The 18,440-nt window shown below is 47.1% G+C and carries 17 protein-coding genes and 1 pseudogene; 15 read left to right on the plus strand and 3 right to left on the minus strand.

Going from position 1 to position 18,440, the window contains the following annotated elements; all coding sequences use genetic code 11:
* The first annotated feature begins 312 nt into the window (after positions 1-312).
* The 3 genes from tsaE (at position 313) to EKM87_RS11195 (ending at position 2,633) form a co-directional block, all read left to right on the plus strand.
* Positions 313-786 (plus strand): tRNA (adenosine(37)-N6)-threonylcarbamoyltransferase complex ATPase subunit type 1 TsaE, encoded by a 474-nt coding sequence (gene tsaE, locus EKM87_RS11185; protein WP_125684787.1) that lies wholly within the window; start codon positions 313-315, stop codon positions 784-786.
* On the plus strand, positions 783-1,304 hold the full coding sequence (locus tag EKM87_RS11190; protein ID WP_125684789.1) for a GNAT family N-acetyltransferase: 522 nt from the start codon (positions 783-785) through the stop codon (positions 1,302-1,304). The genes tsaE and EKM87_RS11190 overlap by 4 nt, the downstream gene beginning before the upstream one ends.
* Before the next feature lie 315 nt (positions 1,305-1,619).
* Complete coding sequence (locus tag EKM87_RS11195) at positions 1,620-2,633, plus strand: aldo/keto reductase (RefSeq protein ID WP_125684815.1); 1,014 nt, start codon at positions 1,620-1,622, stop codon at positions 2,631-2,633.
* A 155-nt stretch (positions 2,634-2,788) separates the two neighbouring features.
* Here EKM87_RS11195 and EKM87_RS11200 read toward each other — a convergent pair whose 3' ends face one another.
* Positions 2,789-3,325, minus strand: coding sequence for a 3'-5' exonuclease (locus tag EKM87_RS11200; protein ID WP_125684791.1), 537 nt, complete (start codon positions 3,323-3,325; stop codon positions 2,789-2,791).
* Between the two features lie 28 nt (positions 3,326-3,353).
* Positions 3,354-4,118, minus strand: a complete 765-nt coding sequence (locus EKM87_RS11205) for an exodeoxyribonuclease III (protein ID WP_125684793.1) — start codon at positions 4,116-4,118, stop codon at positions 3,354-3,356.
* Between EKM87_RS11205 and EKM87_RS12425 the strand changes: the two genes are divergently transcribed.
* From EKM87_RS12425 to EKM87_RS11215, 3 genes are read left to right on the plus strand one after another with little or no spacing between them, the layout of a single operon-like run.
* Positions 4,117-4,296 (plus strand): hypothetical protein, encoded by a 180-nt coding sequence (locus EKM87_RS12425; protein WP_164506497.1) that lies wholly within the window; start codon positions 4,117-4,119, stop codon positions 4,294-4,296. The two genes, EKM87_RS11205 and EKM87_RS12425, sit on opposite strands and share 2 nt — an antisense overlap.
* Positions 4,296-5,207: a UDP-N-acetylmuramate dehydrogenase gene (gene murB, locus EKM87_RS11210; protein ID WP_125684795.1), complete on the plus strand. Its 912-nt coding sequence runs from the start codon at positions 4,296-4,298 to the stop codon at positions 5,205-5,207. The genes EKM87_RS12425 and murB overlap by 1 nt, the downstream gene beginning before the upstream one ends.
* An 18-nt stretch (positions 5,208-5,225) precedes the next feature.
* A complete protein-coding gene (locus EKM87_RS11215; RefSeq protein ID WP_125684797.1) occupies positions 5,226-7,355 on the plus strand; it encodes a cation:proton antiporter in 2,130 nt (709 codons plus the stop codon).
* A gap of 66 nt (positions 7,356-7,421) precedes the next feature.
* On the opposite strand, the gene EKM87_RS11220 is transcribed toward EKM87_RS11215, so the two are convergent.
* Positions 7,422-8,075 carry a DUF1361 domain-containing protein gene (locus tag EKM87_RS11220; protein WP_125684799.1) on the minus strand — a complete coding sequence of 218 codons (654 nt, stop codon included), beginning with the start codon at positions 8,073-8,075 and terminating at the stop codon, positions 7,422-7,424.
* A gap of 245 nt (positions 8,076-8,320) precedes the next feature.
* Here EKM87_RS11220 and cdaA point away from each other — a divergent pair, with 245 nt between their 5' ends.
* From cdaA to tnpA, 9 genes and pseudogenes are all read left to right on the plus strand, one after another.
* Entirely contained in the window at positions 8,321-9,169 is an 849-nt protein-coding gene (gene cdaA / locus EKM87_RS11225) for a diadenylate cyclase CdaA (protein ID WP_125684801.1), read from the plus strand.
* Positions 9,169-10,137 carry a CdaR family protein gene (locus tag EKM87_RS11230; RefSeq protein ID WP_125684803.1) on the plus strand — a complete coding sequence of 323 codons (969 nt, stop codon included), beginning with the start codon at positions 9,169-9,171 and terminating at the stop codon, positions 10,135-10,137. Before cdaA ends, EKM87_RS11230 begins: the two co-directional genes overlap by 1 nt.
* Before the next feature lie 29 nt (positions 10,138-10,166).
* Complete coding sequence (gene glmM, locus EKM87_RS11235; protein ID WP_125684805.1) at positions 10,167-11,522, plus strand: phosphoglucosamine mutase; 1,356 nt, start codon at positions 10,167-10,169, stop codon at positions 11,520-11,522.
* A gap of 244 nt (positions 11,523-11,766) precedes the next feature.
* A complete protein-coding gene (gene glmS, locus EKM87_RS11240; protein ID WP_125684807.1) occupies positions 11,767-13,584 on the plus strand; it encodes a glutamine--fructose-6-phosphate transaminase (isomerizing) in 1,818 nt (605 codons plus the stop codon).
* 181 nt (positions 13,585-13,765) lie between these two features.
* Positions 13,766-13,888: a hypothetical protein gene (locus EKM87_RS12635; RefSeq protein ID WP_263853481.1), complete on the plus strand. Its 123-nt coding sequence runs from the start codon at positions 13,766-13,768 to the stop codon at positions 13,886-13,888.
* 243 nt (positions 13,889-14,131) lie between these two features.
* Positions 14,132-14,836: a glucosamine-6-phosphate deaminase gene (locus EKM87_RS11245; protein ID WP_164506498.1), complete on the plus strand. Its 705-nt coding sequence runs from the start codon at positions 14,132-14,134 to the stop codon at positions 14,834-14,836.
* Positions 14,837-14,939: 103 nt separating this feature from the next.
* Entirely contained in the window at positions 14,940-16,364 is a 1,425-nt protein-coding gene (locus tag EKM87_RS11250) for a glucosaminidase domain-containing protein (protein ID WP_125684811.1), read from the plus strand.
* A 314-nt stretch (positions 16,365-16,678) separates the two neighbouring features.
* A complete protein-coding gene (locus EKM87_RS11255) occupies positions 16,679-17,764 on the plus strand; it encodes an ABC transporter ATP-binding protein (protein ID WP_125684813.1) in 1,086 nt (361 codons plus the stop codon).
* Between the two features lie 330 nt (positions 17,765-18,094).
* Positions 18,095-18,364: pseudogene (tnpA, locus tag EKM87_RS11260) on the plus strand (IS200/IS605 family transposase); the annotation flags it as partial.
* Positions 18,365-18,440 lie beyond the last annotated feature (76 nt).

The following is an 18,440-nucleotide window of genomic DNA, read 5'->3' on the forward strand; positions in this document are numbered from 1 at the left end:
GGGACATATTGTCATTCTCACTTTCAATTGGTTTTGGTCGACTATGTTGATGTGGGGCAGTGTGCCCCTTTTATTATACAAAAAAATGGTGTCGATAGATTTCTCTATCAACACCAAATATCATAGAACCATTTATCATGAATTGATCTAGTACCCGAATTGCTATTCGTTAGCAGTTCGGGTACTATTTGTTAGGCTTACTAGAGTAGGAGCGACCGAAGTGATCCGCAACAATGGGGGGTGCGGCTTTCACTTCCGCGTCGATAATGTTAATCTAAAAACAATAATTTGTTTAAAAAGGGGTTACCAAGTATGTTTGAAATAACGGTTACTAGTCCGGAGGAAACAATGGCTTTGGGCCAGCAGTTGGCACCTGGTTTGGCTGCACAAGATGTGATTCTATTGGATGGTGACTTAGGAGCTGGGAAAACGACGTTCACCAAGGGATTGGCGGCCGGCTTAGGCATCAAGCGCAACGTGAAGAGTCCCACTTTTACCATTATCCGTGAGTATCAGGGCGGCCGACTGCCCCTGTATCATATGGACGTTTATCGTCTGGAAGATGGTAGCGGGGACGAATTAGGCCTCGATGAATACTTTAACGGGGATGGCGTGAACGTGGTTGAATGGTCTAAGTTTATTGAAGATGAGCTGCCTGAAAACTACCTGCGAATCGTGTTCAAGCGTGACGACGATGCTGGCGAAAGTCAGCGGACTTTACGGTTTGAACCCGTTGGCGACCGGTTTACCCAACTCGTTCAGCAACTGGAGGCCACCCAAAAATGAGTGAAGAAGTTGCGATTCGCTTACCAGAGCCAACAGATGCTGCAAACTTGCTAGCGCTGCTGGCCCGTTTGCAAACGGAGAGTGATACGTTTTGCTTAGCCAATGCCGATGAAACGATTAGTGCTGCGCAAGAAGCAGATCAACTGGATCAAATTCAACAGAGTTCACAGCACCTCGTCCTGGTTGCTAGCTTGGGGGATGAACTCTTAGGGGTTTGTTCAATCGTGCCTACCTCCCAGGGAAATGTCGGTGAACTGGGGATCGCCGTAGAAAAGGCGTACTGGCATCAGGGCATCGGCACGGCGTTGGTTGACGAAGCTCTCTACTGGGCTGAGGCGGCCAGTTCGTTGGTAGCCATTGGCTTAACCGTTCAGACACGGAATATTGCTGCCGTTAAACTCTATGAAAAATTAGGATTTACCCGCACGGAGTCGCCAACTGAGACTGTGACCACGGCCGAAGGGGAACACGTGTCAGCCGTTGAAATGGTTTACCGTTTACCGGCGGATCCCGACTGAGTTTTGGTAGCGGGTATGTAGGAAAAAAGAGTGCGGCAGCAGGCGCTTAGCTCGTGAGCATTAACGGTGATAAGCGGATAATCCCGGGCCTGGATTATTTGTTTATCGCTGTTAAGCGGAGCGAGCTGCCTGCCGTCGCACGTTTCGACTATGTACGTTCAGCGTGCAAAAAGGTTTGGGACAAAAGTCTCAAACCTTTTTTGTTGTCCGCCGAATTTAACGGAGAAATTGTTCTGAGACCGCTGACAATTTACTCCCCAAATGAACATGAAAGCGGTATCCTTAAAGTGTATGGAACTTGAGGAGGGTGTTTGGATGTATCAGGCTAATGAGCAACGTTACGATAAGATGGTTTATAATCGGTTAGGAATCAGTGGTCTCAAGCTGTCAGCGATTGGGCTGGGACTATGGAATAACTTTGGGAGCGTTGACCCCTTTGACACCCAGCGCGCAATTGTTCACCAAGCGTTTGATTTAGGGATTACTTACTTTGATTTGGCCAATAATTATGGGCCAGTTCCCGGGAGTGCTGAGGAAAACTTCGGCCGCATTATGGCCAGCGACATGAAGCCGTATCGAGATGAAATGGTGATTGCCAGCAAGGCGGGTTACGTGATGTGGCCCGGGCCTTATGGTAATTGGGGGTCTCGCAAGAGTATCATTGCGAGTGCTAATCAGAGTTTGCAGCGAACCGGTCTAGATTACTTCGATATTTTCTACAGTCATCGGCCAGATCCGGCGACTGATCCCGAGGAGACGGCCTTAGCATTGGATCAGTTGGTGCGTGATGGGAAGACCCTCTACGTTGGTATTTCGAACTACAATGGTGCGCAGACGAAGGTGATGACCGACATCTTCCGGGACCTTAAGACCCCGTTTATTATTCATCAACCGCGTTACAACATGTTGAATCGTCAGGTCGAGGATGACGTCTTACCCATTCTTACAGCTGAAAATAAGGCGGCGGTCAGCTTTAGTTCGTTGTGTCAGGGACTATTAACGGACAAGTACTTACATGGTATTCCAGCCAACTCGCGGGCAAATAAAGGGACGATTCCCTTCCTGGAACCAGCTCAAGTTGAACAGACGCTCACGACTGTTAAGCGTTTGAATGACGTTGCGGAGAGCCGGCATCAAAGCTTAGCGCAAATGGCACTGGCCTGGAATTTACGGCAGCCAGCCATTGCGAGCGTTTTGATTGGTGCCAGTCGGCCTGAGCAGGTTGTGGCCAATGTCCAGGCGTTAGATCACTTGGCATTTACGACAGCTGAACTAGAACGAATTGATCAGATTCTTGCCCAGCAGGCCCCAATTAACTGGAAAGCTTAAACGTTGGAAAAAGGCGTGTGCTGGGAGGCGGTTAGTTGCCTTCAGGCACACACTTTAGCAAGTTGGGTTTGAAAATACAAAAATAACCTAAAATCAGGTCTGTGAAACCAAAACGGTTTTACAGACCTGATTTTAGGTTATTCATAAATTAAAGCTTATGCGTTGACTGTTACAAACGGCTTCAACGGTTGGGTCCCAAAATGGTTGGCTTCATACAATAAAATGTTGGCACAGGCCAAACTATCATCCAACGCATTATGGTGATGGTGTAGATCGATGTTTAGTTCGTCACAGACCGTATTCAGCTTGTGATTGGGAAATTCTGGAAAGAACTTGCGACTTGTTTTGACCGTGTCCAGCGTTAGGTAACGGGCTGTCGGTAAATTGTAGTGTTCTAGACTACTCCGCAGGACGCCGTTGTCAAAAGGGGCGTTATGCGCAATGACCAGGCGGTCACGTTGAAAGAAGGGTGCCACGTGGTCCCAAACTTCAGGGAACGTCGGGGCGTTGGCAACGTCTTTTTCGTGGATCCCGTGGATCTGCACGTTGCGCCAGAAAAAGTCGGTATCGGGTTTGATCAATGAGTAAAATTCGTCAACGACCTGGCTATTACGTACAATGGTCAGTGCTAAGGAGCAAGCACTGTATCGTTTGCCGTTGGCCGTTTCAAAATCCATGGCAACAAAGTTCACGAATGAATTCTTCCTTTCGGGTTTATGCTTAGACAGTGAGACCATCCACGTCGAGTTCAACCGGACAGTGGTCAGAACCCATGACTTGGTCCAAAATCTGAGCATTCGTTAATTGTGGTTGTAACCGGTCACTGGTAATGAAGTAGTCGATACGCCAGCCGGCATTGTTGTCGCGAGCGTGGAACCGATAACTCCACCATGAGTAGCGTTCCGTTGCATCGGGATTGAAGTAGCGGAAGGTGTCCGTGTAACCGGCTCCCAGTAAGCCAGTGAATTTTTCACGTTCATCATCGGTAAAACCAGCATTCTTATGATTCGTTTTGGGATTTTTTAAATCGATTTCGGTATGCGCAACGTTGAGGTCCCCGCAGAAAATGATGGGCTTCTTAGCGTTGAGTTGGTTCACGAACTTCAGGAAGGCTTCCTCCCAGCCCATGCGGAAGTCGAGCCGTTTAAGCCCGCTACCCGAGTTAGGCGTATAGCAGGTCAGTACATAAAAATCTGGATATTCTAGGGTAATTGTCCGGCCTTCGTGATCGAAGTCGGGGGCATCGATGCCATAGATGACGTTCAACGGTTTGTGTTTCGTAAATAGTGCCGTTCCTGAGTAGCCCTTCCGTTCAGCATAGTTCCAGTATTGATAGTATCCAGGCAGGTCTAAGTCAATCTGACCAGCCTGAAGCTTCGTTTCCTGAACACCAAAGAAGTCGGCATCCAGGTTCTGAAAAGTGTCCACGAACCCCTTTTTCACAATTGCTCGCAGGCCGTTTACGTTCCAAGAAATAAATTTCATGACTGCACCTCCACTAACTGTGTTTAGTATACCAGAAATGTTAGATTTTGCTTTGATTGATGCGTTCGCTCCCGGTGATGCTTGTTTTCATGGTAAAATAGATTTATTGACTGTCAATCTTGTTTGGCCGATGAACGGCAAAACAGGGCCAAACATTTGCGGAACGAAGGGAAAATAATGATGATGGAAGACATAGCGACGGCATTTCCAACGATTGAAATTTTACGTAACGAGCCTCTGGCTCACTATACGCATACGAAGACCGGTGGACCTGCTGACTACCTGGCATTTCCAACGAATATCCAGGAAACAAAGTCCTTACTGGCCTATGCGAATCAGACTGATCTCCCCATTACAGTAGTTGGTAATGCCAGCAACTTGATTGTGCGGGACGGCGGAATTCGTGGCTTGGTCATGATCTTAACGAAGATGAACGCCATTACAACGGATGGTCAAACGGTGACGGCTGAGGCTGGTGCCGCGTTGATCAAGACCACGCAGGTGGCACAGGCACATGGCTTGACGGGGTTAGAATTTGCTGCAGGGATTCCTGGTAGCATCGGTGGGGCCATCTTTATGAACGCGGGTGCCTACGGCGGTGAAATCAAAGAGGTCGCGGTTGCGGCTGAAATTTTGACTCCTGAAGGTGAGATTCGGACCTTAACTCAGACTGAACTCGACTTTGGTTACCGGCACAGCTCGATTCAGGATTACAACGACATCGTGTTGACGGCTACCTTTGCCCTCCAAGTCGGCGATAAGGCGGAAATTCAAGCTAAAATGGATGATTTAAACGCTCGTCGGGCCGCCAAGCAACCCCTGGAGCTCCCTTCCTGTGGGAGTGTTTTCAAGCGGCCAGAGGGTCATTACACCGGTCGTTTGATTCAAGCAGCCGGTCTACAAGGCTATCAAATGGGTGGCGCGCAGGTTTCTATGAAGCACGCTGGTTTCATTGTGAACATTGACCATGCTACGGCTACGGACTACTTGGACTTGATTCACCACATCCAGGCGGTCATTTTGAAAGAAGACGATGTGCACTTGGAAACTGAAGTCCGCATCATTGGTGAAGAACCACATACAAAATAAAAAAAGGGGGGACCTTATGTGCCAATTGTTGAAGCAGTGATCCTGTTGATTGTGTTAGTCCTGTTTTCTAATATTATCAGTCACTACCTCACGTTTATTCCAGTTAGTTTGATTCAAATTGCCTTAGGGCTCTTGGTAGCCTTGATTTGGAAATTTGAAGTACCACTTGAAACTGACTGGTTTTTACTACTGTTCATTGCCCCGTTACTGTATAACGATGGCCGGCGCTTTCCCCGACGGGAACTCTGGCGGCTGCGGGGACCAATTTTTGCGAATGCCATCTGGCTGGTGTTTTTGACCACGATTTTGGGTGGGTTCTTGATCTATGAGTTGATTCCTAAAATGCCATTGACGGTGGCCTTCGCGTTGGCCGCAATTCTGTCGCCAACCGACCCGGTAGCCGTGCAGTCCATTTCCAAACAAGCCAAACTCCCAGATAGCTTGATGCATTTGGTGAGTGGTGAAAGTCTGATCAACGATGCAAGTGGGCTGATTGCCTTTAAGTATGCAATTGCAGCCACTGTGACCGGTGCCTTTTCCATGGGAACGGCCGTAGGTGACTTCTTTTACATCAGTATCGTTGGGTTCCTATCCGGCTTAATTTTTATGACAGCTATTCAATTATTGATGGATATCTTGCGCCGGCAGGGAATCGATGACGTGATTTTTAACACCGTTTTGCAGATTGCGACGCCCTTCGTCGTGTACCTAGTGACAGAAGAGATTACACACGCTTCTGGGGTTATCGCAGTGGTGACAGCCGGTGTGCTGTACCATGCCCGGGAGAACCGAATCGTGGAGGATTCACCAGAATTAAAGCTGGTTACCGAAAAGGTTTGGGATATTATTATCTACTCGCTAAACGGAATCGTGTTTGTGATTCTAGGAATTGAGCTCCCCGTGGCAACGTCTCAAGTTATCAAGGGTGGCCAGTTCAATACCTGGGAAGCCTTGTTCTTTGCGTTTGTGACCTGGGTCATCATCGTGGTGATCCGGACGGTTTGGACGTATGGGTACGTGCTTTACGAACGGATAACACATAAAGCGCCTAAGAATCGGCCGGGCTTGCGTATGTCGATCCTTTCGGGATTATCTGGTGTGCGGGGTGCTGTGACCATGGCTGGTGTCCTGTCGGTTCCGATGACGATTGCGTCCGGTGCCGGCTTCCCAACGCGTTCGTTGATGCTGTTTGTGGCGTCCGGGGTGATTATCATCAGTCTGGTTGCCGCGACGATTACGTTGCCACTGATCTCAACTTCGGGCCAACCACTTCAAACGCGGGCTAGTGCCAGCGATGAGGGGGCTAACGACATTGACTTGGACGCCGATGGCGAAGAAATTCCCGCTGATCCAGTCCGAAAGATCAGTGAGGACGAGGCGCGAGCGTATATCATGCGGCTGGCAATTTCTAAGATTGAGGAACTGCGTCGGCCCAACAACCAACGGGCAGCGTACGACCTGATTTTAGATTATCAATTTGTCATTCGCCGATTAGAAATGAGCTATCGCGCGGACACTGCCATGCAGAAGGTTTTAGAGGATGAAATCAAACTCCGAGAAGTCACGTTGGCCGGGGAACGAGCGTCTCTTAAAGAATTACGGAAGGGTGAGAAAATCACCCAGACGAGTTACGTTGGGGCCTTGCGCCGAATTGAAAATCTAGAAAATCGGTTAACCCAGGTGGCTGGGCACACGATGCCAAGCGTTCTGCGCTACTGGCGGGTCTTCTTCAAACACATGATTCGTAACGCTGCTTACTGGTTGCATTCCGAAGATACGGACCGGTTACACGCTGAGAACAATTTGATTGAGCGTGAGACGGCCAAAGCCGCTATCAAGTCTCTGTCACAGTACTTGGCTAGTTCCGACGTTGATGAAACCCAGTTTGACAACCAGGCTGTGTACCATCTGTTGGTACAATACCGTAACCGAATCGAACGGGCTAAAGCTGAATCTGCACCTACCCACGAGGAAGAGTACCAGCATCAAATCAATACGATGCGGGTCAGAGCCTTGGGAGCTGAACGTTCTGGTATTCAAACGTTGCTGGAAGCAGGTAACATTACCTGGAATATGGCGTCACATCTACGTCAGTACGTGAACTACTCAGAAAATGTGTTGGTTATGTCGCTGAACAGCGATGAGTAAGCTAAAAAATAGTACCATCAAAAAGAGACCTGGGAATTGTTCCCAGGTCTCTTTCGTATAATTGACTTAGTCTTCGTGTTGGGTGCTCATGATTAAGTAGAGAATCCAATAACAGAATAACTGGATGAAGGTCATCAGGATGACGAAGATCCACATATTAGGATTCCACATGTCGAGTAGCGGCCGAACAAATTGCTCCGGGTTTAAGAAGAGGTAGACCGTGTGAATTCGAAGAAAACGGCCAATGTAGAGTCCTACCGCCGTTAGAAAGGTCAGGACGCAGACAATGAGTAGTCGTGCCCACCGGTTATCCTTGGCTAAGCGGTGCGTAATCGCATCACTAACGTGGTTGAGGCTCCAGAAGCCCAAAAACGTGCAGCTAATGGCGCTGACAATCATATAGGTAAAGTATATCCAGAGATGCGGTGTGACTCTTAACAGGCCACTCAGGGCGTATGGCTGGAGTAAGGATAAATGGAATAGATCCGTTAAGAGATAGGGAGCATTAGGATAGAAGAGTAGCCACAGGAGCACTAAGGGCCAGAAGAGCCAACCGCTCTTGGGCCGTTGGCGACCAATGTGAAAACTGAGTTCAATGGGGATGGCTCCCAAGAAGGTGTTGAGCACCAGGAATGAGAAGGGGTCCTTAGCACGGAAAAACAAGAAAATGAGCCACGCCACAAAGAAGACGCGAATTTCCCACCGAGCACGCCGATTCATAAGCCATCACCAATCCTTTCGTAAGTCTGTACCTTTATTCTACAGCGAGAAGGCCGGGAACTGGCACAATATGACTTCTATGTTAACAGATTATTTTCATTAAAATAACTGGAATAATTGAGTTTAAAGAATCCGTAAGTTTTCAGATAAATTTCGACGTCCAGACGGTCATTGTTCCCTTTCAGGGCGAAATGTACGCGGTGCCGTGCTATAATAAAATCTGAATTCAATTTGGAGGGAAAGTCATGAACCTGGATTGGGGAAATCTCCTTACTATAGGAAATTTAGTCAACCTCCTCGACATTCTGGTAGTGTGGTTCGTCATTTATGAATTGATCGTGATGTTACGGGGAACGAAAGCTATTCAGCTGTTCCGTGGGGTCATCTTGATTCTGATCGTACGATTCGTCAGTGCCTACCTGGGCCTAAATACCGTGTCGTGGTTGGTTGATCAAGTTATTAATTGGGGTGTTATTGCGATTATTATCGTCTTTCAACCTGAAATTAGACGAGGGTTGGAGCACCTTGGACGTGGCTCGCTATTTGTGCGGGTTCGTCACGAAAATGAAGCCGCTAACCACATGATTGAAGGGCTAGATAAGGCCATTCAATACATGTCCAAGCGCCGGATCGGTGCCTTGATGACGATTCAGCGAGATACGGGTCTGGAAGACTATATCGAAACGGGAATCGACTTGGATGCTGAATTGACGGGTGAGTTACTGATCAATATCTTTATTCCTAATACGCCACTACACGATGGCGCGGTCATCATTCGTGATAACCGAATTGCCGTGGCAGCGGCCTACTTACCACTGTCTGAAAGCAACCTGATTCCTAAGGAATTGGGGACGCGTCACCGGGCAGCCGTGGGTATTTCAGAAGTGACGGATGCGTTGACCATCGTCATTTCTGAGGAAACCGGTGAAGTTTCCATTACGAAGAATAACGAGTTACTTCGTGGCTTGACCCAATCTGATTATCTAAAATTCCTGCGAAACGAGCTGGTAAACGAAGAGGCTACCGATGATGGCAACTTCTTTGTGAAACTATTTGACTGGTTCGATCAACGGTTCAGAGGGGGGCGGCGCTAATGAAAAATGAGCGTTACACAACGTGGTTGTACCGCATTCTGGCTCTGATTCTCGCAGTTTTGCTGTTCTTCTACGTGAACAGTACGAAGTCGTCTAGTAGTAGTCAATCGACTAATTCGGACAATAACACGTCCCTGACAGCCACCAAGACAATGACTGTGTCAGTTCCCTTACAGCTTAACGTGAATAGTAATAAGTATTTTGTGACGGGTTATCCGTCGAAGGTCAAGGTGACTTTAAAGGGCCCATTAGCCCTGGTAACCACGACTGCGAATACACAAAATTTTAAAGTTTATGCGGCCTTGAGTGATTTGGGGACGGGTAAACATAAGGTTACTTTGCATCAAGAAGGGTTGAATCATGAGATTCAATCAACCATCTCTCCAGCAAAGATTACCGTGGACATCGAGCCACGGCGAACCGTTTCGTTCCCAGTTAAGGTGAAGTACAATAGTCAAAACATTGCTGCGGGCTACTCAGCTGGGAAGGCCACTTCTGATACAACGACGGTCAAGGCAACCGGTGCGGCGAACGAAATCTCCCGCATCAAGGAAGTCATTGCTCAGCTGACGGTGCCTCAGAATTCCAAGAAGACGCTCAACAGTCAGGCCGTTATCGAAGCCCTCGATAGCAGTGGTAAGACGGTCAACGTGATTCTCACGCCATCGACGACGACGGTTAACCTGCCGATTACGTCCGATGGGCAAGGGAAGAAAGTTGGGCTCAATTTAAACGCTAAGAACGGGTCGTCCGGAACGACGTATAAACTAACCAGTAACGTATCAAAAGTTACTGCGTATGGGAGCTCGTCTCAATTAAAGAAGCTGTCTGACGTGGACGTCGACGTAGATGTTAGTGACGTCAAGAATCAGTCGACTAAGACGGTTACGCTGGATACGAGCGATAATAACGTGACGGCATTCGATCCTACGACGATCAAGGTCACGGTAAAAGCAACGACAAAATAATACTAGTTGGAGAAATGAGGAAATTTAACATGAAGTATTTTGGAACTGATGGTGTCCGGGGGGTCGCTAACCAAGAGCTGACTCCCGAGTTAGCGTTTAAGGTTGGTCGGTTTGGCGGTTACGTACTGACCCAACATGCGGATAGTGAAAATGCTCATCCACAAGTTTTAGTAGCCCGGGATACACGAATCTCTGGCCAATTGTTGGAAAACGCTTTGGTAGCCGGTCTCTTATCCGTGGGAATTGAAGTTCTGCGGTTGGGGGTCATCACGACACCTGCCGTTGCCTACTTAGTGCGGACGCAAGGCGCTGCCGCGGGGGTCATGATCACGGCATCCCACAATCCTGCTGAATATAACGGTATCAAGTATTTCGGGAATGACGGTTATAAGCTGTCTGACGAAATGGAAGAAGAAATCGAAGCCTTATTAGACGGCGAAAATGATGAATTACCACGGCCAACGACTGACGGCCTTGGGACGGTCGAGGACTATTCCGAAGGTAGTCAAAAGTACATTCAATTTCTGGAACAAACGATTGCGGATGATCTGGATGGCTTGCACATCGCAGTTGATGCTGCCAATGGGTCGACCAGCGGGTTAGTTTCTCGGCTGTACGCGGACTTTGATTTGGACTTCGACACGATTGCGACGACCCCCAATGGCCTGAACATTAACGACCAAGTAGGGTCTACGCATCCCGAACAACTACAGAAGTTTGTCGTTGAAAAGGGCGCAGCAATTGGGCTGGCCTTTGATGGTGACGGTGACCGGTGTATTGCAGTTGATGAAAACGGGGATATCGTAGATGGTGACAAGATCATGTACATCTGTGGGAAGTACATGGCAGAACATGGTCGTCTGAAGAAGGACACCATCGTAACCACGGTGATGAGTAACCTGGGTATGTATAAGGCCATGGAAGCCCACGACCTGAAGTCAGTCAAAACTAAAGTTGGGGACCGTTACGTGGTTGAAGAAATGTTGAAGTCTGGTTACAACCTGGGTGGCGAACAGTCCGGTCATATTGTGTTCTTGGACTTTAACACCACCGGTGACGGCTTGCTGACCAGTCTGCAATTACTGCATATTTTAAAGGCGACCGGGAAGAAGCTTTCCGAGTTGGCTGCTGACGTGACGACTTATCCACAAAAGTTGGTTAACGTGAAGGTTGCCGATAAGCAGGCCGCCCAAGAAAATCCTAAGGTCAAGGCAATGATTGCGACGGTTGAAAAAGAAATGAACGGTGACGGTCGCGTGTTAGTACGTCCTTCCGGGACAGAACCCCTCTTACGGGTCATGGCGGAGGCGCCAACTAAAGAGACGGTCTCAGCTTACGTTGATCGAATCGTTGAAGTTGTTCGCGCTGAAGTTGGCGTAGAATAAATAAATTAAAGGATGACTACTGTGAGGTGGCCATCTTTTTTTAGAGATACGATGATAGACCAGTTTTAAACTTTCTAATTGACAACCCTCTAAGAAGGCTGTAAAGTATAGTCATTCAGAAGTGTTTTTCAAAGCGTTTCAGTCTATACCAATTGTTTAGAAAAGGGATACATTTCTTAAATTCATAAAAAAACTGACCCGTCCGGCTGAACCGGAAATGGCGTCAAGCAAAGGAAGAAAAATTATGTGTGGAATTGTTGGTGTTACGGGGAACGACAACGCAGTTAAGATTTTAGTTGAGGGCCTCCAGAAGTTGGAATACCGGGGCTACGATTCAGCTGGTATCTACGTAAATGATCAAAAGGGTGAAGACTACCTGGTTAAAACCAAGGGTCGGATCGCTGATCTACGTGAAAAAATCACGCCGGATGTTCACGGTTCAACCGGGATCGGTCATACGCGTTGGGCAACCCATGGGGTAGTTAGTGTAGATAATGCGCATCCTCACTTCTCTAACGACGACCGGTTCTACCTGGTCCACAACGGTGTCATCGACAACTTCCAAGAATTAAAGGCACAGTACTTGAGTGACGTTCCTTTCCGGAGCCAAACGGATACTGAAGTGGTTGTTCAATTGATCGACAAATTTGCCGTTGAAGACAAGTTAGATGCCAAGCAGGCCTTCTTAAAGACATTAAGCTTGTTGAAGGGGTCTTCATACGCCTTCTTGATGATGGACCGGGAACAACCTGACACGTTATTTGTTGCCAAGAACAAGAGTCCACTGCTGATCGGTGTGGGGGACGGCTTTAACGTTGTTTGCTCTGACGCCTTGGCAATGTTACGGGAAACGCATGACTTCTTGGAATTAATGGATGGTGAAGTTGTGACCATCACCCCTGACAAGGTAGCTATCCAAGATGCTGAAGGTAACGCCGTAGAACGGAAGCCATTCCACGTTGATATGAACGCTGACGAAGCTGATAAGGGGACCTACCCATTCTACATGTTGAAGGAAGTCGACGAACAACCTAACGTGATGCGGAAGTTAGCTCAGACTTACTTGTCAGAACACGGCGAACCCCAAATTGATGACACGTTGCTGAAGGCCATGAAGGATGCTGATCGGCTGTACATCGTCGGTGCTGGTACCAGCTACCACGCCGGTTTAGTTGGGAAGCGGCTGTTTGAAAACTTGGCCCACATTCCAACGGAAGTGCATGTCTCTTCTGAGTTTGCCTACGAACAACCAATGTTGTCCGAAAAGCCATTCTTTATCTTCTTGACGCAGTCCGGTGAAACGGCTGATAGCCGTGAAGTCTTGGTTAACGTCAATGACGCTGGCTACCCAAGCCTGACGATCACCAACGTGCAAAACTCCACGTTATCTCGTGAAGCGACGTACACCTTGTTGCTCCACGCTGGTCCAGAAATTGCCGTTGCTTCCACGAAGGCTTATACCGCTCAAATCGCGTTGGAAGCTATCTTAGCTAAAGCATTAGGTCAGATGACTGGTCAGATCATTGCGCAAAACTTTAATATTCGCCAACAACTCGGTTTGGTTGCTACGGGAATGCAAGCCATTGTTGATGAAAAGGACAAGTTGGAGAAGATTTCTAGCGACTACTTGTTGCAGACCAACCGGGCCTTCTACATTGGCCGGGGCCTCGATCACGCCGTTTCTTTGGAAGCAGCATTGAAGCTGAAGGAAATTTCTTACATTCAATGTGAAGGATTTGCTTCCGGCGAACTGAAGCACGGAACGATTGCCTTGATTGAAGAGGGCACGCCAGTGATTGGGTTTATTACCCAAGCGAAGACGGCCGGCTTGACTCGGAGCAATTTGCAAGAAACGATGGCTCGTGGTGCTAAGACTTTTACCATTGTTCGGGAAAGCTTAGCAATCAAGGGCGATGACCTGGTCTTACCTGACGTCGATGAAATGTTGATGCCACTGTTGAGTGTGGTTCCTGCTCAGTTGTTAGCTTACTACACCAGTTTGAATAAAGGGCTGGACGTTGATAAGCCACGGAACTTAGCCAAGAGTGTTACTGTTGAATAAATAATGTAAATGCGAACGCCTTTCCTCGTGAAGGGGCGTTCGCATTTTTTATTTTGTGAAAGGTTCTCAGGCCTGGGATGGCGGCGCTTTCTGCATGGTTTTCGGCAAGCTTTTCACTTGCGAAAAATGTCGTTTCATTGTATAGTATCTTCAAATATGAATGAAAACGGTGGTGAAAACGATGAAGTATACAAAACGCGTTGACGCCCATAAAAACCAGAAACAAAAGGACGCCACATTCGAAAAGTTTCGGAAACAGCAAAATGAATTAAGTGCCAATCGTCGGGGAATTCGGCGTAAGTAGGATGATCACTGGACAACAGTAGGTCGTCCTTTTTTATTTGCCAATATTAGCAACTGATTGTCGGATTAGTCACTTAGACAGCAACTCGATCAGTGAGTTGCATAATTTTCTGAAAACCGTGGGAGCTTCTCCAAAAATTGTGAGAAAAGTGAGCAAAATCCTTGCAAAATTGGTCTAGATCATTTATAATCGGACTATACCATTAAGAGAGGGAGACTGAATGATATGAAACAAGTAACGAACATGGATCTACAAATTGTAAATGATAAGAAGACCGGCGGGTACGTTGGATTTGAGATTTTTAAACGCGCTTTAGATAACGGGGCCCAGGTTTTAGGACTCGCTACGGGAAGCACGCCAATTAGTATTTACGATGAATTAGGTGCTAGTGACTTGGATTTCAGTCAATTAACATCGGTTAACCTGGACGAGTACGTGGGATTGGATGCTAATCACCCACAAAGTTATCACTACTTCATGCAACAGCATTTATTTAACCAAAAACCATTCGCCCAATCATTTGTGCCAGACGGGTCTAACTTGGATGCAGAGTCCGCTACCCGCGATTATGATCAGATTATTGCCGCGCACCCAATCGACCTACAACTTTTAGGCTTGGGTCAGAATGGCCACATCGGTTTCAACGAACCTGGGACTGATCCGGAGTCCACCACCCATAAAGTGGCTTTGACCGAATCAACCATTGCTGCTAATGCACGGTTCTTTGATAACGCCAACGACGTTCCCCGTTACGCCTACTCAATGGGAATTGGCTCCATTCTGAAGTCTAAGCAAATCCTGATTGCAGCGTATGGTGAGGCCAAGGCTGCCGCTGTGGCCGCCATGATTCAAGGACCAATTACGCCAGATGTTCCAGCCAGCTATTTGCAGACTCATCCGAACGTGACGGTAATTTTGGATGAAGCTGCAGCTAGTCAGTTAGATTAATCATTTTGGGCAACCAGGGATTCTCTATAAAATTTTCTTTCAGCAAGAAGCCAAGTTATGGTATTCTTGACCTGAAAGCGATTTTAAGGGGGAAACCGGTAAAATGAAGCGAACAAAACGATGGCTACTCGCAGCACTGATTGTTGGTGCTGGAGTTGGTGGCTTTAATTTAACCCAAGGGGCGGGTCATGCGGCGACTTCGACTCCAGACGCGTTTATTTCGAGTCTTAAGAGCCCCGTGAAGTCAGTGGCTAATCAATATAAACTGTATCCATCTGTCATGATGGCGCAGGCAGCCTTAGAGAGTGGCTGGGGAACCAGTACGCTCACCACGACTGCTAACAACTACTTTGGTATTAAAGGGAGTTACAATGGGGCTTCTGTGACCATGCAAACTTCCGAATATGATTCTAATGGCCAGCTGTACTATACGAATGCGGCCTTTAAGAAGTATCCCAATGCTAAGGCTTCAATGACGGATAACGCCACGTTGCTACGCAATGGGACGAGCTATAATCCTAAGATTTACAGTGGTACTTGGCGTGAAAATGCCAGTTCATACACGTCTGCTGCCAATGCACTGACGGGAACCTATGCTACGGCGCCGACCTATGGTGCTAGTTTGATTAAACTTATCAAACAATACAGTTTGAATACACTCCTGGATGGGAGCACCACGTCGTCCTCTAATAGTAATTCGGGGGCTAGTGAAGCTGATAAGGTACAGTACGCAACGGCCACTTATAATGGTGCCAGTGGGACGCAAACGGCTCGTTTGAGTGGTAAGTATAGTAGTTATCGGATGTATAACCATGTTAAGAATACACGAGCTGGTGTGACCAAGACAGCTTGGAGCAAGGTGGGCGCGTACAAGGGCCAACTGGTTTATTTGGATATGCGGGCGGTTAAGAAGGATCCCACTACCAAGAAAAAGACCACGTGGTACCGGATTCGTTATAATAAGAGTACGTCAGCTAAGAAGTACTGGGTTTACACCAGTGCATTGACGTTGCCGACTATCAAGTACACCGGTGGTTCCGCTACCGTTAAGATCAATAACGGGGTTAGCGGTAGTTATTACGATCACGTTTTTAATTCACCTTACTTGGCGAAGTCCAAGGGTTCTCTTAGCAAATTAAAAGGGAAGTCTTACAAGGCAGATAGCCAAGCAGTTAAGACGCAAGATGGTGTGAAGACGACCTGGTATCGGATTAAAGTGGATGGCAAGAAATATTGGATTGCATCCACGGAAACGGCAGCCAGTGCTCAGTATGATTATGTAGTGTATTCCAGCGCTAGCGGGACTAAAAAACTAAGCGCCAAGTACAGCAAATACCATTTATACAATCACGTTAAGAAGACCCATTTCAATCAAAAAGAGTTTGATTGGCCTAAGGGTGTGAAGAAGGGGACGAAGGTCACCGTCAATTATAAAGGGGTTAAAACCGCTTATAAGACGACCTGGTACCGTATCCGCTTTAACGGTAATAAAACGAATTACTGGGTGGATTCACGGGCCCTCGCATAAATAAGGTTTGAGAGGTCTGGGACAAAAGTCTCAGACCTCTTCTTATCTGATACGAAAACGGGGTGCTAGGTCGTCTACTCCGCTTAAATCCAAAAGGACAGCGAGTCCAGAACTGGGATTTATCGACGCTTGTCGTGACTATTGACTGGTCAATCACGCGTTGGTTTACTTTCCGTTTTGGTCTAAAGAAAAGTCTAAGGCTGGATAGAAAGTTCCCACGAACGCCAAATGTTTGGTATAATACAACAGACTAAGCCCGGTTCTATAGACGGGCGGCACAGGTAACGTAAAAACTGAGTTAGGAAGTTTAATTCATGGATAATTCTTACAAAATCAAAGTTCAAAACGTCACCAAGGAATACGACCTTTATAAGAGTCAGGCCGAAAAACTGCGGGCGTTTTTCTCCTTACGGAATTCGACAGTGCCTCATTTCTGGTCACTGATGGGGATTTCACTAGAAGTGAAATCTGGTGAAACGCTCGGCTTAATCGGGGTTAACGGTTCTGGTAAGTCGACGCTCTCGAACATTATTTCCGGAATTATTCCCCAAACAACTGGGGAGGTCGAAGTTCGGGGCGATACCTCAATCATCGCCATTGGCGCTGGTCTTCGGGGCAATTTAACGGGGTTGGAAAACATTCGTTTGAAGGCCTTGATGCAGGGCCTTACCAATCCAGAAATCGATGCCTTAATGGATGATATCGTGTCGTTTGCGGATATTGGTGATTTCTTGTATCAACCCGTTAAGAGCTATTCTTCAGGGATGAAGTCCCGGCTGGGATTTTCCATCGCCGTACACGTTAACCCAGACATTTTAATTATTGATGAAGCTTTGTCCGTTGGTGACGATACCTTCTATCAAAAATGTGTGGATAAGATTGCTGAATTCAAGGATGAAGGGAAGACCATTGTCTTCGTCAGTCACTCCTTGAAGCAGATTGAAATCTTGTGTGACCGGGTTGCCTGGATCCACTATGGCACGTTGAAGGAACTAGGAGCCACGAAGGACGTTGTGAAGCACTACCGTGAGTTTACGAAGTGGTTCAAGGGTCAGACTAAGGATGAGAAGAAACACTTCCAACGTCAAATGAAGACCAATCAGAAGTCTTTCGATATTGATGCTTATCAGCAACAAGTTACCGAAGAACGGCAACAGGCAGAACCTAACGACAGCAACGTTGCTGCCGAGGTGAAGAAGAGTTTCTATGGGTCCGTTATCAGCGAAAAGATGAGCTGGGGCAATCGTATCCTGACGCTAGCCGTGGGGGTATTGTTCGTTTTGACCTGTCTGGTCAACGTTTCGGGTCATTCGCTGGGGGATGTCTTGCAGCACCCAAGTAATATTGTGCATCCAGAGACGGTTCTACATGATGCCAACAAGACGTCAGCCGTTAAATAGAATTAGAAAATAATAAGAAAACAGATAGATTTTTATCATTTATCGTGTTATCTTTAAGTTACCATTTATTTACCCCTTTATTAGATTTCCCAATGAATCGAATAGAGGTTTATCTCTCATTTGGTGAAGAACTAAATGGCGAGGTCGGGATCGTGTGCCCGACCTCTTTTTTTATGCCTTTAGGCCCGGTTGAGCACGCTAAAGCGTGCGAAACAAAAAACCACCCGCTATGCGGGCGGATAGTAAATCAGTTATACCAAAAAGCCCCCTGTAAGAATTAGAATGTAGGTGTCGAAGCCAACATTGCTAAATCGAAAGGGGACTTTTTAAATGGCGAATAAACTCAACAGTCTTGCGCACACAAAGTGGTTATGCAAGTACCATATCGTATTCACTCCAAAGTATAGGAGAAAGATGATTTATAATCAATATCGCCGTGACCTACAGGAGGACATCAAACTGTTGTGTCAGTACAAGGGAGTAAGAATTCTTGAAGGACATATGATGCCAGACCACGTTCATCTGTTAGTAAGTATTCCACCGAAGCTAAGTGTATCAAGCTTTATGGGATATTTAAAAGGTAAAAGTGCATTGATGATTGCTATAGTCCCCTTAAGGTTGACAGATGAAAAACTATAATTCATCTGTTAACTTTAAGGGGATTTTTCTATGCCTA

The organism is Levilactobacillus yonginensis (assembly GCF_003946265.1).
GTDB classification, from domain to species: Bacteria; Bacillota; Bacilli; order Lactobacillales; family Lactobacillaceae; genus Levilactobacillus; species Levilactobacillus yonginensis.

Excerpts from the sequence above, each read along its gene's own strand:
- tsaE (WP_125684787.1), top strand. The coding sequence starts at position 313 with ATGTTTGAAATAACGGTTACTAGTCCGGAGGAAACAATGGCTTTGGGC.
- glmS (WP_125684807.1), top strand. The coding sequence starts at position 11,767 with ATGTGTGGAATTGTTGGTGTTACGGGGAACGACAACGCAGTTAAGATT.
- EKM87_RS11250 (WP_125684811.1), top strand. The coding sequence starts at position 14,940 with ATGAAGCGAACAAAACGATGGCTACTCGCAGCACTGATTGTTGGTGCT.
- EKM87_RS11205 (WP_125684793.1), bottom strand. The coding sequence starts at position 4,118 with ATGAAATTTATTTCTTGGAACGTAAACGGCCTGCGAGCAATTGTGAAA.
- EKM87_RS11245 (WP_164506498.1), top strand. The coding sequence starts at position 14,132 with ATGGATCTACAAATTGTAAATGATAAGAAGACCGGCGGGTACGTTGGA.
- EKM87_RS11190 (WP_125684789.1), top strand. The coding sequence starts at position 783 with ATGAGTGAAGAAGTTGCGATTCGCTTACCAGAGCCAACAGATGCTGCA.
- cdaA (WP_125684801.1), top strand. The coding sequence starts at position 8,321 with ATGAACCTGGATTGGGGAAATCTCCTTACTATAGGAAATTTAGTCAAC.
- EKM87_RS11255 (WP_125684813.1), top strand. The coding sequence starts at position 16,679 with ATGGATAATTCTTACAAAATCAAAGTTCAAAACGTCACCAAGGAATAC.
- EKM87_RS11195 (WP_125684815.1), top strand. The coding sequence starts at position 1,620 with ATGTATCAGGCTAATGAGCAACGTTACGATAAGATGGTTTATAATCGG.
- EKM87_RS12635 (WP_263853481.1), top strand. The coding sequence starts at position 13,766 with ATGAAGTATACAAAACGCGTTGACGCCCATAAAAACCAGAAACAAAAG.
- EKM87_RS12425 (WP_164506497.1), top strand. The coding sequence starts at position 4,117 with ATGACTGCACCTCCACTAACTGTGTTTAGTATACCAGAAATGTTAGAT.
- EKM87_RS11230 (WP_125684803.1), top strand. The coding sequence starts at position 9,169 with ATGAAAAATGAGCGTTACACAACGTGGTTGTACCGCATTCTGGCTCTG.
- murB (WP_125684795.1), top strand. The coding sequence starts at position 4,296 with ATGATGATGGAAGACATAGCGACGGCATTTCCAACGATTGAAATTTTA.
- glmM (WP_125684805.1), top strand. The coding sequence starts at position 10,167 with ATGAAGTATTTTGGAACTGATGGTGTCCGGGGGGTCGCTAACCAAGAG.
- EKM87_RS11220 (WP_125684799.1), bottom strand. The coding sequence starts at position 8,075 with ATGAATCGGCGTGCTCGGTGGGAAATTCGCGTCTTCTTTGTGGCGTGG.